15 protein-coding genes are annotated in these 16,096 nt (G+C 61.6%); 9 read left to right on the forward strand and 6 right to left on the reverse strand.

Annotated features, from left to right (window positions below):
* Positions 1–227: 227 nt before the first annotated feature.
* Positions 228–3,029 (reverse strand): DNA polymerase I, encoded by a 2,802-nt coding sequence (gene polA / locus BFQ03_RS03065; RefSeq protein ID WP_065942452.1) that lies wholly within the window; start codon positions 3,027–3,029, stop codon positions 228–230.
* Positions 3,030–3,103: 74 nt separating this feature from the next.
* On the opposite strand from polA, the gene BFQ03_RS03070 reads away from it, so the two are divergent.
* Both BFQ03_RS03070 and BFQ03_RS03075 read left to right on the forward strand, forming a co-directional pair.
* Entirely contained in the window at positions 3,104–3,394 is a 291-nt protein-coding gene (locus tag BFQ03_RS03070) for a DUF2782 domain-containing protein (protein WP_017528747.1), read from the forward strand.
* Between the two features lie 56 nt (positions 3,395–3,450).
* On the forward strand, positions 3,451–4,404 hold the full coding sequence (locus BFQ03_RS03075; protein WP_065942453.1) for a homoserine kinase: 954 nt from the start codon (positions 3,451–3,453) through the stop codon (positions 4,402–4,404).
* Positions 4,405–4,511: 107 nt separating this feature from the next.
* On the opposite strand, the gene BFQ03_RS03080 is transcribed toward BFQ03_RS03075, so the two are convergent.
* Positions 4,512–5,441, reverse strand: a complete 930-nt coding sequence (locus BFQ03_RS03080) for a zinc ABC transporter substrate-binding protein ZnuA (RefSeq protein WP_065942454.1) — start codon at positions 5,439–5,441, stop codon at positions 4,512–4,514.
* A 46-nt stretch (positions 5,442–5,487) separates the two neighbouring features.
* Here BFQ03_RS03080 and zur point away from each other — a divergent pair, with 46 nt between their 5' ends.
* Genes zur through BFQ03_RS03100 form a run of 4 tightly spaced genes read left to right on the forward strand, consistent with a single transcriptional unit; the run spans position 5,488 to position 8,305 of the window.
* The gene (gene zur, locus BFQ03_RS03085) at positions 5,488–5,982 is read left to right on the forward strand and encodes a zinc uptake transcriptional repressor Zur (RefSeq protein ID WP_174553319.1); all 495 of its coding nucleotides are present in this window, start codon (positions 5,488–5,490) and stop codon (positions 5,980–5,982) included.
* Positions 5,982–6,767, forward strand: a complete 786-nt coding sequence (gene znuC, locus BFQ03_RS03090) for a zinc ABC transporter ATP-binding protein ZnuC (RefSeq protein WP_065942455.1) — start codon at positions 5,982–5,984, stop codon at positions 6,765–6,767. The genes zur and znuC overlap by 1 nt, the downstream gene beginning before the upstream one ends.
* Positions 6,760–7,548: a zinc ABC transporter permease subunit ZnuB gene (znuB, locus tag BFQ03_RS03095; protein ID WP_029290341.1), complete on the forward strand. Its 789-nt coding sequence runs from the start codon at positions 6,760–6,762 to the stop codon at positions 7,546–7,548. The genes znuC and znuB overlap by 8 nt, the downstream gene beginning before the upstream one ends.
* Before the next feature lie 37 nt (positions 7,549–7,585).
* Positions 7,586–8,305 (forward strand): PA5502 family lipoprotein, encoded by a 720-nt coding sequence (locus BFQ03_RS03100; protein ID WP_032862643.1) that lies wholly within the window; start codon positions 7,586–7,588, stop codon positions 8,303–8,305.
* A 114-nt stretch (positions 8,306–8,419) separates the two neighbouring features.
* On the opposite strand, the gene katE is transcribed toward BFQ03_RS03100, so the two are convergent.
* Positions 8,420–10,633, reverse strand: a complete 2,214-nt coding sequence (gene katE, locus BFQ03_RS03105) for a catalase HPII (protein WP_275656691.1) — start codon at positions 10,631–10,633, stop codon at positions 8,420–8,422.
* A 193-nt stretch (positions 10,634–10,826) separates the two neighbouring features.
* Between katE and BFQ03_RS03110 the strand changes: the two genes are divergently transcribed.
* From BFQ03_RS03110 to BFQ03_RS03120, 3 genes are read left to right on the forward strand one after another with little or no spacing between them, the layout of a single operon-like run.
* The gene (locus BFQ03_RS03110) at positions 10,827–11,834 is read left to right on the forward strand and encodes a methionine ABC transporter ATP-binding protein (RefSeq protein WP_032862641.1); all 1,008 of its coding nucleotides are present in this window, start codon (positions 10,827–10,829) and stop codon (positions 11,832–11,834) included.
* Positions 11,834–12,508 (forward strand): methionine ABC transporter permease, encoded by a 675-nt coding sequence (locus BFQ03_RS03115; protein WP_029290333.1) that lies wholly within the window; start codon positions 11,834–11,836, stop codon positions 12,506–12,508. Before BFQ03_RS03110 ends, BFQ03_RS03115 begins: the two co-directional genes overlap by 1 nt.
* A 50-nt stretch (positions 12,509–12,558) precedes the next feature.
* A complete protein-coding gene (locus tag BFQ03_RS03120; protein WP_032862640.1) occupies positions 12,559–13,332 on the forward strand; it encodes a MetQ/NlpA family ABC transporter substrate-binding protein in 774 nt (257 codons plus the stop codon).
* Between the two features lie 157 nt (positions 13,333–13,489).
* On the opposite strand, the gene BFQ03_RS03125 is transcribed toward BFQ03_RS03120, so the two are convergent.
* The 3 genes from BFQ03_RS03125 to BFQ03_RS03135 are packed head-to-tail and all read right to left on the reverse strand — an operon-like array spanning position 13,490 to position 16,088.
* Entirely contained in the window at positions 13,490–14,125 is a 636-nt protein-coding gene (locus tag BFQ03_RS03125; RefSeq protein WP_065942457.1) for an SCO family protein, read from the reverse strand.
* On the reverse strand, positions 14,122–15,021 hold the full coding sequence (gene cyoE / locus BFQ03_RS03130; protein ID WP_032862638.1) for a heme o synthase: 900 nt from the start codon (positions 15,019–15,021) through the stop codon (positions 14,122–14,124). The genes BFQ03_RS03125 and cyoE overlap by 4 nt, the downstream gene beginning before the upstream one ends.
* Positions 15,009–16,088, reverse strand: coding sequence for a COX15/CtaA family protein (locus tag BFQ03_RS03135; RefSeq protein WP_032862637.1), 1,080 nt, complete (start codon positions 16,086–16,088; stop codon positions 15,009–15,011). The genes cyoE and BFQ03_RS03135 overlap by 13 nt, the downstream gene beginning before the upstream one ends.
* Positions 16,089–16,096 lie beyond the last annotated feature (8 nt).

Consider the following 16,096-nt stretch of genomic DNA (forward strand, 5'->3'; position numbering starts at 1 on the left):
GGAAGTTCGGGATCTAAGTACTCCGGACCGCTAGGGCGGGGTCCAGATATCTGCCAACACTTAACACAACATAGGAGCATTGAAGGGCTTCACCACCCATTCAGTAACTCTGAGTGACGTTTCATGGGTTAAGTTCCGGCGCCACGGAAAAACTATTGGAAATAACCTTCAGCCGTTTCCGATCTATAGGCATTGCTGCGACCTCATGCCGCAGCAATGCCAGATGATCAGTGCGCTTCGTCCCAGTTATCACCCACCCCGACCTCAACCAGCAGCGGCACATCCAGCTTCGCAGCACTGCTCATGTGCTCACGAATCTTCTCGCTGACCTCAGCCACCAGATCTTCACGGACCTCGACCACCAATTCATCGTGCACCTGCAGGATGACCTTGGCATCCAGCCCCGACTCTGTCAGCCAGTTGTCGACCTTGACCATCGCCTTCTTGATGATATCGGCGGCAGTGCCCTGCATCGGCGCGTTGATCGCGGTACGTTCTGCGCCTGCGCGCTCCTGCGGCTTGTTGGAGTGGATGTCCGGCAGGTACAGGCGGCGCCCGAACAGGGTTTCTACATAGCCCTGGTCGGAAGCCTGGGCGCGGGTGCGCTCCATGTACTCACGCACCCCCGGGTAGCGGGCGAAGTACACATCGATATAGGCCTTGGCCGTCTTGGTATCGACGCCGATATCCTTGCCCAGTTTCTGCGCGCCCATGCCGTAGATCAGGCCGAAGTTGATCGCCTTGGCGCTGCGGCGCTGGTCGGACGTGACCTCACCCAACTCGACCTTGAACACTTCGGCCGCCGTAGCCGTGTGCACATCCAGGTTGTCGCGGAACGCGTTCAGCAAGCCCTCGTCCTTGGACAAGTGCGCCATGATCCGCAGTTCGATCTGCGAATAGTCCGCCGCCAGTAGCTTGTAGCCCTTGGGCGCGACGAATGCCTGGCGGATCCGCCGGCCTTCGGCGGTGCGCACCGGGATGTTCTGCAAGTTCGGATCACTGGACGACAAACGCCCGGTGGCCGCCACGGCCTGGTGGTAAGAGGTGTGGATGCGCCCGGTACGTGGGTTGATCTGCTCAGGCAAGCGGTCGGTGTAGGTGCTTTTGAGCTTGCTCATGCTGCGGTACTGCATCAGTACCTTAGGCAGCGGGAAGTCATCTTCAGCCAACTTGGCCAATACTTCCTCGGCGGTCGAGGCCTGCCCCTTACCGGTTTTCTTCAACACCGGCAGCCCGAGTTTTTCGTAGAGGATCGCCCCCAACTGCTTGGGTGAACCGAGGTTGAACTCCTCGCCGGCGATCTCGTATGCCTGGCGCTCCAGTTCCATCATCTTGTTGCCCAGCTCGATGCTTTGCACGCCCAGCAGCGCGGCATCCACCAGGGCACCCTGGCGCTCGATCCGCGCCAGCACCGGCACCAACGGCATCTCGATATCCGTCAGTACACTGGCCAGGCTCGGCAGCGCCGCAAGTTGTGCGTGCAATGCCAAGTGCAGGCGCAGGGTCACATCGGCATCTTCGGCAGCATAGGGGCCTGCCTGCTCCAGGGGAATCTGGTCAAAGGTCAGCTGCTTGGCGCCTTTGCCGGCAATGTCCTGGAAGCTGACGGTGTCATGCTCCAGGTACTTCTTGGCCAGGCTATCCATGTCGTGGCGGGTCGCGGTGGAGTTCAGCACGTAGGATTCGAGCATGGTGTCGAAGGCGATGCCACGTACGGTGATGCCCCGCGCCGGGTCGCCGCCGATGGCGCAATTGGCCAGGATATTCATGTCGAACTTGGCGTGCTGGCCCACCTTGAGCTTTTGCGGGTCTTCCAGCAGCGGCTTCAAGGCCAGCAGTACCGTATCGCGGTCCAGTTGCTCGGGTACGCCGATGTAGGAGTGGGTCAGCGGGATGTAGGCCGCTTCATTGGCCTGCACGGCGAACGAAACCCCTACCAGTTGCGCCTGCTGGGCATCGACGCCAGTGGTTTCGGTATCGAAGGCAAACAGCTTCGCGTCATTGAGCTTTTTCAGCCAGACGTCAAAGCGGGCCTGGTCGAGGATGGTTTCGTACTGCGCTTCGACCGGGGCCTGCGTCTCTGCGGCCTCAGGCTCAGCCGAGGACTGCACCGGCGCGGCGTCGGCAGCGGCTTTGAGTTCGACCCGCTTGGCATCGCGCTGAATCTCATCGATCCAGCTCTTGAATTCCAGCAGGGTGTACAGCTCCAGCAGCTTCTCGCGATCCGGCTCGATCAGGTGCAAGTCTTCCAGGCCGACATCCAGTGGCACGTCGACCTTGATGGTCGCCAACTGGTAGGACAGGAACGCCATCTCTTTATGCTCTTCGAGCTTGGCCGGCAGGGTCTTGGCCCCACGGATCGGCAAGGTCGGGACAATATCGAGCTGCTCGTAAAGCTCTTTCAGGCCGCCGTTCACACCGACCAACAGGCCCGATGCGGTCTTAGGACCAATCCCTGGAACCCCCGGGATGTTATCGGAGGAATCGCCCATCAGCGCCAGATAATCGATGATCTGCTCGGGAGCGACGCCGAATTTCTCCTTAACGCCGTCGATGTCCATCGCACTACCGGTCATGGTGTTGACCAAGGTAATGTGCCCGTCGACCAGTTGCGCCATGTCCTTGTCGCCGGTAGAAATCACCACCGGGCGGTCAGCGGCTGCGCTGCTGCGGGCCAGGGTGCCGATCACGTCATCCGCTTCAACGCCTTCGACGCACAGCAGCGGGAAGCCCAGGGCAATCACGCTCTGGTGCAGCGGCTCAATCTGCACGCGCATGTCATCGGGCATGCTCGGGCGATTGGCCTTGTATTCGGCGTACATGTCATCGCGAAATGTCCCGCCCTTGGCGTCGAACACCACTGCGAACGGGCTGCCCGGGTACTGCTTGCGCAGGCTTTTGAGCATGTTCAGCACGCCCTTGACCGCACCGGTGGGCAGGCCTTTGGACGTGGTCAGCGGCGGCAGCGCGTGGAAGGCGCGGTACAGATATGAAGAACCGTCCACCAGGACGAGGGGGGCTTGGCTCATGAGCAGGATCAACCTTTTCGGCGGGTCAGGCGCTAGAATAGCCGGACCAATGACAACAAAGGGACAAGGTTATCATGCGTACATTCAATCGCCTGCTGTTGACCGGCTTGATTGCACTCGCTCCGATGGCTGCCATGGCGGCAGACGACGCTCCCTCGGGGGATCCGGAAGTCACCATTCGCACGGAAGGCGACAAGACCATCCAGGAATACCGCCAAAATGGCTTCCTGTATGCAATCAAGGTAACCCCGAAAGGCGCGCCCCCGTATTTCCTGGTGCGCGCAGACGGAACCGATGCGAACTTCATCCGCTCGGACCAGCCGGATATGCTGATCCCGTCATGGAAGATCTTCGAATGGAAATGATTTCTTAATTTTAATCGGCGCCGCGGCCCGCGGCGCCCGTACTGGCAGTTTTAACCATGTCTGTGTTCACCCCCCTGGCTCGGCCCGAGCTGGAAACCTTTCTCGCCCCTTATGGGCTCGGCCGCCTGCTCGACTTCCAGGGGATTGCCGCGGGTAGCGAAAACACCAACTTTTTTATCAGCCTGGAAAAGGGCGAATTTGTCCTGACCCTGGTTGAACGCGGCCCCGTGGACGAAATGCCGTTCTTCATCCAATTGCTGGACGTGCTCCACGACGCCGACCTGCCCGTGCCTTACGCCTTGCGCACCACTGACGGCGTGGCCCTGCGTGAGTTAGCGGGCAAGCCGGCGCTGCTGCAACCGCGCCTGGCGGGCAAGCACATCCAGGACGCCAACGCCCAGCATTGCGTGCAGGTGGGTGAACTGCTCGCTCACCTGCACCTGGCCACCCAGGGCGACAAGGTGCTGGAACGCAAGACCGATCGAGGGCTGGACTGGATGCTCGACGAAGGCGCGCAACTGATCTCGCACCTCGACGCAGCGCAACAGAACCTGTTGCAAGCGGCCCTGGATGAAATCCAGCAGCACAAGGCACACATCCTCACGCTGCCCCGCGCCAACATCCACGCCGACCTGTTTCGTGACAACGCGATGTTCGAAGGTACTCACCTGACCGGGTTGATCGACTTCTACAACGCCTGTTCCGGGCCGATGCTGTACGACGTGGCGATTGCCCTGAATGACTGGTGCTCGGACGCTGACGGCGTGATTGATGGCCACCGCGCCCGCGCGCTGCTGGGGGCGTATGCAGCACTGCGACCGTTCAGCGCCAGGGAAGCCGAGCTGTGGCCGACGATGTTGCGGGTCGCGTGTGTACGGTTCTGGCTGTCACGCCTGATTGCGGCAGAGTCGTTTGCCGGGCAGGACGTGTTGATTCACGATCCACGGGAGCTCCAGCAGCGGTTGGAGCAGCGCCAGCAGGTTGCGATCCAGCTGCCACTCGCCCTCTAAATGTGGGAGCGGGCTTGCTCGCGATGGCATTGTGTCAGTCACCCGCTACTTGGCTGACACACCGCATTCGCGAGCAAGCCCGCTCCCACATGGGTTTTGCGGTGTGCCTACAGTGATTCCAGGCACCCTGCCAAATCATTGCCCAGCTTCTCCAGCAACTGTTCATAGCCTTGAGCGGTGGCCGGGGTGTAGCCGCCCAACGCATCCAACTCCGCCAGCTTCACCGGCAGGCCCGCCACCAGGGTCTCGGCCAGGCGTGGGCGCAATGGCGGCTCGCTGAACACACAGGTCTTGCCTACTTCTTGCAGGCGCGTGCGCATCGCCGCCACATGCTGGGCGCCGGGTTGCACTTCGGCAGCCACGCTGAATACACCGGTGTGCTTGAGGCCATAGGTGTCTTCAAAGTAATCGAAGGCTTCGTGGAACACGAAGTAAGGCTTGCCGGCGATCCCCGCCAGGCGCGCCTTGAGACGCACATCCAAGGCATCCAGGCGGCCGTCGAAGGCTTGCAGGTTGCTCTGGTAGCGCGCTGCGTTGGCCGGATCGGCCGCGCTCAAGTCCGCCGCCATTTTCGCCGCAATCACCCGCGCATTGACCGGCGACAACCACAAGTGAGCATCCAGGCTGCCCGGGCGATGATCGTGATCATGCTCGTCGGCTTCTTCGGCGTGGGAGTGGTTATCTTCGGCGAAATGCCGCAATTTCAGACCCGCCAGCTCCTGCACCGCAACGGTCGGCAAGCGGCGGCCCTTGAGCACGCGTGGCAGAAAGCCTTCCATGTCGGGGCCGATCCAATACAGCAGTTCCACCGATTGCACACGCCGTACGTCGGAAGGGCGCAGCGCATAGTTATGCGGCGACGCTCCCGGCGGCAGCAAAACCTCTGGAACCGCCACGCCGTCCTGCACTGCGGCGGCAATCAACTGCAATGGCTTGATGCTGGTCAGCACCCGAACCTCAGCCTGAGCAGCACCGATGACGAACAAACTGGTGACAAATACGACAAAAACGGGAAAAAGTCGGGACACGATGAGCACTCAAGGCGGCAGGAACGGGTAACATAATAACGTCTCTCACAAAAATCTGTCGCCGCTCATGCCTAAAACACCGCTTGCCAGCCGTCCCCACGACCACTCTCACTGCGTACACACCGCACTGTCAGAGGCCGACGCCCTGTGCGCACGCCAAGGCCTGCGCCTGACGGCCCTGCGCCGGCGGGTGCTGGAACTGGTGTGGCAGAGCCACAAACCGCTGGGCGCCTACGACATTCTCGGCGTGCTCAGCGAGCAGGACGGCCGCCGCGCCGCGCCGCCGACGGTGTACCGTGCGCTGGACTTCCTGCTGGAAAACGGCCTGGTGCACCGCATCGCCTCGTTGAACGCCTTTGTCGGCTGCAATCACCCGGAGCATGCGCACCAGGGCCAGTTCCTGATCTGCCGCGAATGCCACGCCGCCATCGAACTTGAACAAAAAAGCATCAGCGACGCGATTATCAAGAGCGCCAGCGATGTGGGCTTTCGGGTCGAAGGGCAGACCGTCGAAGTGGTGGGTATCTGCTCGGGCTGCCAGGGGGCTTGATGAGCACTGCGCTAATCCGCCTGGAACAGGTCGGGGTCTCGTTCGCCGGCCAGAACGTGCTGGACAACATTCACCTGAGCGTCGAGCCAGGGCAGATCGTGACCCTGATCGGCCCCAACGGCGCCGGCAAGACCACGCTAGTGCGTGCGGTATTGGGCCTGCTCAAGCCCGACAGCGGCAGTGTCTGGCGCAAGCCCAGGCTGCGCATCGGCTACATGCCACAAAAATTGCACGTCGACCCGACTTTACCGTTGTCGGTGCTGCGCTTCCTGCGCCTGGTGCCTGGCGTGGATCGCGCCCGGGCCCTGGCCGCGCTCAAGGAAGTCGGCGCCGAACAGGTGATCGACAGCCCGGTGCAAAGCATCTCCGGCGGTGAAATGCAGCGCGTCCTGCTGGCGCGCGCCCTGTTGCGCGAACCTGAGCTGCTGGTACTCGACGAACCCGTGCAGGGCGTCGACGTCGCCGGCCAGGCCGAGCTGTACAGCCTGATCACCCGCCTGCGCGACCGCCATGGCTGCGGCGTGCTGATGGTGTCCCACGATCTGCACCTGGTGATGAGCACCACTGACCAGGTGGTATGCCTCAATCGCCACGTCTGCTGCTCCGGCCACCCGGAACAGGTCAGCGGCGACCCGGCCTTCGTCGAGCTGTTCGGCAAGAACGCCCAGAGCCTGGCGATTTATCACCACCATCACGACCATGCCCATGACCTGCATGGCGCCGTGGTTGCCGATCCGACTGCCCCTCATACCCACGTCCACGGAGATAGCTGCAAGCATGGCTGATTTTCTGCTCTACGCCCTGCTCGCAGGCTTGGCCTTGGCGCTGGTGGCGGGCCCGCTGGGCTCGTTCGTGGTCTGGCGGCGCATGGCCTACTTTGGCGATACCTTGTCCCACGCGGCCCTGCTCGGCGTGGCCCTGGGCTTTTTGCTGGACGTCAGCCCGACCATCGCAGTGACCGTCGGCTGCCTGCTGCTCGCCGTGCTGCTGGTGACCCTGCAACAGCGCCAGCCCCTGGCGTCGGACACCCTGCTGGGGATCCTCGCGCCCAGCACGCTGTCCCTGGGCCTGGTAGTCCTGAGCTTTATGCACGAAGTGCGTATCGACCTGATGGCCTATCTGTTCGGCGACCTGCTGGCGATCAGCCCCACGGACCTGGCCTGGATTCTCGGCGGCAGCGCTGCTGTATTGATCCTGTTGGTGGCCCTGTGGCGCCCGCTGCTGGCAATTACCGTCCACGAACAACTGGCCACCGTCGAAGGCTTGCCTGTGCCAGCACTGCGCATGACCCTGATGTTGCTGATTGCCGTGGTGATTGCTGTCGCAATGAAGATTGTCGGCGTATTGTTGATCACGTCGCTATTGATCATCCCCGCCGCCGCCGCCCAGCGTCATGCACGCTCGCCGGAACAGATGGCGGTCGGCGCCAGTCTGCTGGGGATGCTTGCCGTGTGTGGCGGCCTGGCGCTGTCCTGGTTCAAGGACACCCCGGCCGGGCCGTCGATTGTGGTCACGGCCGCCGCACTGTTTCTGCTGAGTTTTGTCCTGCCCCGTCGAGGGGTGTAGACTTGCTCGCTTTTTGCGCAATTAGAGAGTCGCAGGAATGAAGCCGTTCACCTCCCGTTATCTGCTCCTTGCCGCATTTTCCCTGCTGCTGGGCGCCTGCCAAAGCACCCCGCCCGTCGCCCCTGAGGTTCCGGATGCGCGCGCTGCGGCCATTGCACAACTGGAACAAAACCTGGCCAGCAGCGAGCTGGCCACCGCCGAGGACCAACTGGCTGCGTTGCAGGCCCAGTCGCCCGACGACCCGGCCCTGGAGCCTTATCAACGTCAGTTGGCCGAAGCCTATTTGCAGCGCAGCCAGATCGTCCTGCAAAAAGGTGATGTCAACGCCGCCGCCACCGCCCTGAGCCGCGCCCGCGCCTTGATGCCCAAGGCGCCAGCGCTGACGGGTGGGGTCAACAGCGCCATCGCCCACGCACGCAAGGCCGAGCTGGATAAAGCCGAAGCCGCCCTCAAGGCCGCCGAAGCCAAGCCACCGGCCAAGGTGATCGACCCCACTGCCGAGAGCACCACGGTTGCGCTGAACCTCACGGATATTCAGGAGTTGCGCCATCAACTGGATGCCATCGCCACCGATGTGGTGAATTACCAGTGTGATGTGAGCATCCAGGTGCCGCGCACCGAGGATTACCCGTGGCTGAACACGCTGCTGACCAAGCGGGTGAAACGCCTCGACTCAGGCTACGACCTGAAGATCCACCGGCAGATCCTCAAGCATATTCCGGCCCAGGTTGTGCTGATTCCGCGCAAGGCGGACTGACGCCAACCCCTGTAGGAGCGAGCTTGCTCGCGAAAAACCAATAGCCACCGCAGGCTAACTGACAGCCCTGCGCTATCGTTGGCGGTCTTCGCGAGCAAGCTGGCTCCTACAAGATCAGGCTGGAACCGCCTTGGCCCGAGGCTCGCGCTCCCAAACCCGATGCTGGGCAATTGCCACAAAAAACGCCTTCAACGCCTTGGCATCCCCGCCAACAATCAACCCCGCATCCGCTTCCAGCTTCAACACGCCCAGCAACTGCTTCGCTTCACCGGCCAACGCAATCGCCTTCAAATGCTTGTACGCCTCCAGCAGGTAATGCAACGCCACGCCATCACCGCTCAACGTCTGGATCGACTTCGCCCCACCCGGCACAAACACTGCGTCGAACGCGACCGACGGCAAGCCTTCCATCGAAGCATCCACCACCAGGCTCTTACCGTCTGCGGTGGTCACCGGCGCCGAGGTCGGCCCCAGCAATTTGGCATGGGCACCTTGCGCGGCCAGCGCCTTTTTCAGTGCAGCAATCGCGACACCATCAACACCGTTGGCCGCCAGGATCGCCACCTTGCGCGTCTTGATATCCCCCGACAGCAGGTTGGCCTGGCTCAAGGCCGGCGAGCGCTCTGGCGCAGTCTTGCGCACCGGCACGGTGCCTTTTTTCGGCGCTGGCAGGCCCAGGTTCTGCGCCACGCGCTTGGCCAGTCCCAGATCGATATTGGCCAGGATCTCATTCACCTGGCGCGCCCGGATAAACTCACGCTCGACCTTGCCCAGTTCAAAGCTGTAGGCCGCGATGATGTGCTCCTGCTCGTGCTGGCTCATGCTGTTGAAGAACAGGCGCGCCTGGGAAAAGTGATCGCCGAAAGACTCACTGCGCTGGCGAATCTTGTGCGCGTCGATGCGCTCCGGGTAGGACTCGAAACCGCCGTCTTGCGCTGCCGGCGGGGTTTCTTTCGGCCAGCCGCCATCGATCGAGTTCGGCTCGTAGGACGCACGCCCCTTGTCGATGGTGGAGCGGTGCATCGCATCACGCTGGCCGTTATGAAACGGCGCTACTGGCCTATTGATCGGCAACTCATGAAAGTTCGGGCCACCTAGACGACTGATCTGCGTATCGGTGTAGGAAAACAGCCGACCTTGCAACAGCGGGTCATTGGAGAAGTCGATACCCGGCACGATATGACCAGGGCAGAAAGCCACCTGCTCGGTCTCGGCAAAATAGTTGTCCGGGTTGCGATTGAGCACCATCTTGCCCAGCGGCATGATCGGCACCAGCTCTTCGGGGATCAGCTTGGTCGGGTCAAGAATATCGAAATCGAACTTATGCTCGTTTTCTTCAGGAATGACCTGCACCCCCAGCTCCCACTCGGGGTAGTCACCGCCCTCGATGGACTCCCACAAGTCACGTCGGTGGAAGTCAGTGTCCTTGCCTGCGAGTTTTTGCGCCTCATCCCACACCAACGAGCAGGTGCCCACCGTAGGACGCCAATGAAACTTGACGAAGTTGGACTGGCCTTCGGCATTGATCAGGCGAAAGGTGTGCACGCCAAACCCCTGCATACTGCGCAGGCTTTTCGGGATCGCCCGGTCGGACATGGCCCAGATCACCATATGCGCCGATTCCGGTACCAGCGACACAAAGTCCCAGAACGTATCGTGAGCCGAACCGCCCGTGGGCATTTCGTTATGGGGCTCGGGTTTTACCGCATGGACAAAGTCCGGGAACTTGATGGCGTCCTGGATAAAGAACACCGGCATGTTGTTGCCGACCAGATCGAAGTTGCCTTCCTCTGTGTAGAACTTCACCGCAAAGCCGCGCACATCGCGCACGGTATCGCCCGAACCGCGCGGCCCTTGCACTGTGGAAAAGCGTACGAATACCGGCGTTTTATGCCCAGGGTCGCGTAGGAAACCGGCCTTGGTCAGCGCCGAATGGTTCTCGTAGGATTGAAAGTAACCATGAGCCCCCACACCGCGGGCGTGCACGATGCGCTCCGGAATACGCTCGTGGTCAAAGTGCGTGATCTTTTCACGCATGATGAAATCTTCCAGCAGCGAAGGCCCGCGAGCGCCGGCCTTCAGGCTGTTCTGGTTATCGGAGATTTTCACCCCCTGATTGGTGCGCAGCGCCTGGCCAGTGGCGTCGGAACGGAATTTTTCCAGGCTTTGCAGCTTGGCATTGGTGTTGCCACGGTCCAGGGTATCGGTGCCGGCAAGCTCGCTCTTGGCCGCCCTTGCGGGTTTCTTGGTACTCATCAGACAAAACTCCTCGTTTGCGTAGGCCAGAGCGGTCCCTGGCTCGTTTGAGCAAAACCCCAGGCACGGCACCTGGGAAGTCGAGTTGCCTAAGTAGTGACTGACACGGTTTTTGACCGTTCCTTTTTTATGACCTTTGATCGCGTTATTGCCAAATCACTGGTTGAATACGAAATAAATGCTAAGAAACACTAGATGGACAGGCTAAAATGCGCGCCCGGCTAACCGCTGATCCCTTTTCAATGCGCCCCACAAGGTTCGCTACGTGATCGAGTTTCATAACGTCCATAAAACCTACCGGGTCGCCGGCAAGGATATCCCCGCACTGCACCCCACCAGCCTGCGCGTCGAGAACGGCCAGGTGTTCGGCCTGATTGGCCACTCTGGTGCGGGAAAAAGTACTCTGCTGCGCCTGATAAACCGTCTGGAAGAACCTTCGGGCGGCCAGATCAAGGTCGACGGCGAAGAAGTCACCGCCCTGGATGCCAACGGCCTGCGCCGTTTCCGGCAACAGGTCGGGATGATCTTCCAGCACTTCAACCTGCTGGCCTCCAAGACCGTCGCCGACAACGTCGCGCTGCCGCTGACCCTGGCGGGCGAGTTGTCGCGCCGCGAGATCGATGCACGCGTGGCCGAACTACTGGACCGTGTCGGCCTGGCCGACCACGCCAAGAAGTACCCGGCGCAGTTGTCCGGCGGCCAGAAGCAGCGCGTCGGCATCGCCCGCGCCCTGGCCACCAAGCCCAAGATCCTGCTGTGCGACGAGGCCACCAGCGCCCTTGACCCGCAGACCACCGCCTCGGTCCTGCAACTGCTGGCCGAGATCAACCGCGAGCTGAACCTGACGATCGTGTTGATCACCCATGAAATGGACGTGATCCGCCGTGTCTGCGACCAGGTCGCGGTGATGGATGCCGGTGTGATCGTCGAGCAAGGCCCGGTTGCCCAGGTGTTCCTGCACCCCACGCACGCGACCACCAAACGGTTCGTGCAGGAAGCCGAGCAAGTCGATGAAGGCGAGCAGCGTGATGTCTTCGCCCATGTACCTGGGCGCATCGTACGCCTGACGTTCCAGGGCGAAGCGACCTACGCGCCACTGCTGGGTACCGTAGCCCGCGAAACGGGCGTGGACTACAGCATCCTTGCCGGTCGCATCGACCACATAAAAGATACCCCTTACGGGCAACTGACCCTGGCCATCACCGGCGGTGACATGGAAGCGGCATTCGCACGCTTTACCGCAGCCGATGTGCACATGGAGGTCCTGCGTTAATGGACGTGTTACTGCATTATTTCGACAACGTCGACTGGGCTGATATCTGGGTGGCCACCAGCGACACCATGCTGATGCTCAGCACCTCGCTGTTTTTCACCGTACTGGTGGGCCTGCCGCTGGGCATCCTGCTGTTTCTGTTCAGCCCACGGCAGTTGCTGGAGCAGAAAACCACCTATGCCGCCCTGGCCTTCGTGGTCAACGCCATCCGCTCCCTGCCGTTTATCATCCTGCTGATTGTGATGATCCCGACGACGGTGTTCCTCACGGGCACTTCGCTGGGTGTCGCCGGCGCCATTCCACCGCTGGTGGTAGGCGCTTCGACGTTCTTCGCCCGGCTGGTGGAAACCGCCCTGCGCGAGGTCGATCGCGGCATCATCGAGGCGACCCAGGCCATGGGCGCGACCACCCGGCAGATCATCACCAAGGCGCTGCTGCCCGAGGCAAAGCCCGGCATCATTGCAGCAATCACCGTGACCGCCATTGCCCTGGTGGGCTACACCGCCATGGCGGGTGTGGTGGGTGCCGGTGGCCTGGGCGACCTGGCGATCCGTTATGGGTACCAGCGTTTCCAGGATGACGTGATGGTCGTCACCGTGGTGATGTTGATTGTGCTGGTACAGATTCTGCAAACCATCGGCGATAAGCTGGTGACACACTACTCACGAAAATAACGGCCATTGCCGGCCCCCGCCGGCAGATGCCCGAACAAGGAGCTTGTTGGATGAAAAAACTACTGGTTGCTTTCGCCGCGGTTGCCGCGTTTTCCGCCCATGCCGCCGAGACCCTGACGGTCGCCGCCACACCGGTGCCGCATGCCGAGATCCTTGAATTCGTGAAGCCGGCCCTGGCCGCGCAAGGCGTGGACCTGAAGGTCAAAGTGTTCACCGACTACGTGCAGCCGAACGTACAAGTGGCCGAGAAGCGCCTGGACGCCAACTTCTTCCAGCACCAGCCGTACCTGGATGAGTTCAACAAGGCCAAGGGCACTCACCTTGTGAGTGTGGCCGGCGTGCACCTGGAACCCCTGGGCGCGTACTCCAGCAAGTACAAGACCCTGGCCGAGCTGCCAAACGGCGCCAACGTGGTCATCCCCAACGACGCCACCAACGGCGGCCGCGCGCTGTTGCTGCTGGCCAGCAAGGGCCTGATCACCTTGAAGAACCCGACCGATATCCTGTCGACCATCAAGGACATCACCGGCAACGAAAAAGGCCTGAAATTCCGCGAACTGGAAGCCGCCACCCTGCCGCGCGTGCTGACCCAGGTCGACCTGGCGCTGATCAACACCAACTACGCCCTGGAAGCCAAGCTGGATCCCTCCAAGGATGCCCTGGCGATCGAAGGCAGCGACTCGCCTTACGTCAACATCCTGGTGACCCGTGAGGACAACAAGGATTCGGACGCGGTGCAAAAGCTGGTCAAAGCCCTGCACACCCCAGAAGTGAAGAAATTCATCAACGAGAAGTACAAAGGCGCGATTCTGCCGGCGTTCTGATCGAGCACTGTCTCCAAAACACTGGAGATCGAATGTGGGAGCTGGCTTGCCTGCGATAGCGGTGGATCAGCGACCAAAAGGCTGGCTGACCTGACGCTATCGCAGGCAAGCCAGCTCCCACAGTTGATCTGTGTTGTCGGCTGGATTTGCTCCAGAACTAGTTGCGCTGCAACAACCCCGGCAACTGCGCCACCAGCTTCTGGTTGTTCAACGGCGCGCGGATAAACCCACGCTGGGTGCCATCCGGGCCGATCAGCGCCAGGTTGCCGCTATGGTCGACCGTATAGTTCGGCTTGCTGGTATCGGCTGGAATGAACGGAATGCTCACCGCATTCGACACCTTCTGCACATCCTCCACATTCGCGCCGGTCAGGCCTGCAAATTGCGGATCGAAGTAGCCCAGGTATTGCTTGAGCTGCGTCGGGGTATCGCGATGCGGATCAACGCTGACCAGGATCACCTGCAGCTTATCCACCACGTCCTTGGGCAGCTCGCTCTTGATCTGGCGCAGTTGGGCGAGGGTGGTCGGGCAGATGTCCGGGCAGAAGGTATAACCGAAGAACAGCACACTCCACTTTCCCTTCAACTCATTGACCAGCACTGGCTGGCCGTCCTGGTTGGTCATGGTCACGGGCGGCAGTTGGCGGCTTTGCGGCAACAGGATAATGCCTGCGTCGATCAGCGCCGTCGGGTCGCCCTGGTCCTTGCCGGACAGTACTTTGTTGACGGTCAGGCCCATGATCAACGCCACCAGGGCCACCAGGATAAAGACAGTTTTTTGAGTTCGAGTCATAGGTTCAACAATAAGTAGTGGTCTACGAGCAGGGCGATAAATAGCAGGAACAGGTACCAGATAGAGTACTTGAAGGTATTGATCGCCGCGTGCGGCCGACTGCCACGGTACAGCACCCAGGCCCATTGCAGAAAGCGCGCGCCCAGAACCAGTGCGCAACCGAGGTACAACAGCCCGCTCATATGGATCACATAGGGCATCAGGCTCACTGCCAGCAACGCGCAGGTGTAGAGCAGGATATGCACTTTGGTGTAGTGCTCACCGTGGGTCACCGGCAGCATCGGGATATCGGCCTTGGCGTATTCCTCCTTGCGATGAATGGCCAGGGCCCAGAAGTGCGGCGGGGTCCAGGCGAAGATGATCAGTACCAGCAACAGTGGCTCGGCGCTGACATGGCCGGTGACCGCCACCCACCCGAGCAAAGGCGGCGCGGCGCCAGCCAGGCCGCCGATCACGATGTTCTGCGGTGTCGCGCGCTTGAGAAAGCCGGTATAGATCACCGCGTAGCCCAGCAACGAAGCCAGCGTCAGCCAGGCCGCCAATGGGTTGGTAAACGCCAGCAGCAACGCCAGCCCGGCCACGGCCAGCGCCAGGGCAAAGGTCAGCGCGGCGGCCGGCGAAACCCGCCCCTCGGCCAGGGGCCGCTTATGGGTGCGCGCCATGACCGCGTCAATCCGTCGATCCACCACATGGTTGACCGCTGCCGCGCCACCGGCACACAGGGCAATCCCCAGGTTGCCAAAGATCAGCACCGTCCACGGCACACCGGCGCGGGTGGCGAGAAACATGCCCACCAGCGAGGTGATGAGCATCAACACCACCACCTTGGGCTTGGTCAGCTCCAAATAGTCACGCCAGATCGCCTGGCTGTGACGCTCGCCAATCAAGGTCGCCATGGCATCTCTCCTTTAAGGGTGGTCAGGCCCGAAACGTGTTTACGCGGGCTGAAGCGCCAACCGAACGGCACTTGATGGCGGACCCGGACCAGGCTGGTACGGGCGTGGTAATTGACCAAAACCAGGGTTAGCAACAACGCAGCACCGCCGGCGTTATGGGCGACTGCCACCGGCAGCGGCAAATGAAAGTACACATTGCTCAGGCCCAGGCCGATCTGTACCGCGAGCGCCACCAGCAGCAACCCGGCAAGGCGCGTCATGCCCACCGCCTTGAGCTGCCAGGCCAGCCCCAGCAGCACCACGGTGACCGCCAGCGCGCCCATGCGATGGGTCAGGTGAATCGCCGTGCGTGCGTCGCTGTCCAGTTGCCCGCCCAGATAGTTGGGGCCGATATGCTGGGTCAGGTGAAAGCCATTGGCAAAGTCCGCCGCCGGCCACCACTCCCCATGACAGGTCGGCAAGTCGATACAGGCCACCGCCGCATAGTTGGAGCTGACCCAACCACCCAGGGCCACCTGCCCGATCACCAATACCAAGCCAGCCGTGGCCCAGTACTGCAAGCGCCTGGGTACGATCAGCGCCGGCAACACCCCGGACAAACGCAGGGTCAGCAAGAACAGCAGGCTCAACGTCGCAAACCCACCCAGCAAATGCCCGGTGACCACCTGCGGCCAGAGCTTGAGTGTCACTGTCCACATGCCAAAGGCCGCCTGGGCGAAGACCACCGCCAGCAGGAACAGCGGCAGCTTCAAGGGCTGCCCCGGATGCCGGCGATGGGTCCAGGCGCGGGTGGCCAGCAACGCGATCAGCAGCCCCAGGGTGCCCGCCGCATAGCGGTGGATCATCTCGTTCCAGCCTTTGTCGGCCTCCACCGGCGTGTCCGGGAAATGCAACTCGGCATGGGCCAACTGGGCCTCGCTTTTAGGCACGCTGATAAAGCCGTAGCAGCCCGGCCAATCCGGACAACCGAGGCCGGCATGGGTCAGGCGGGTGTAGGCGCCAAGCAGCACGACAATCAGCGCCAGCAACGTGGCAAACAACGCGAGGCGAAATCCAGGTTTGGCCATGACGATGC

The sequence above is a fragment of the Pseudomonas sp. 25 R 14 genome (assembly GCF_900004755.1).
Taxonomy (GTDB): domain Bacteria; phylum Pseudomonadota; class Gammaproteobacteria; order Pseudomonadales; family Pseudomonadaceae; genus Aquipseudomonas; species Aquipseudomonas brenneri.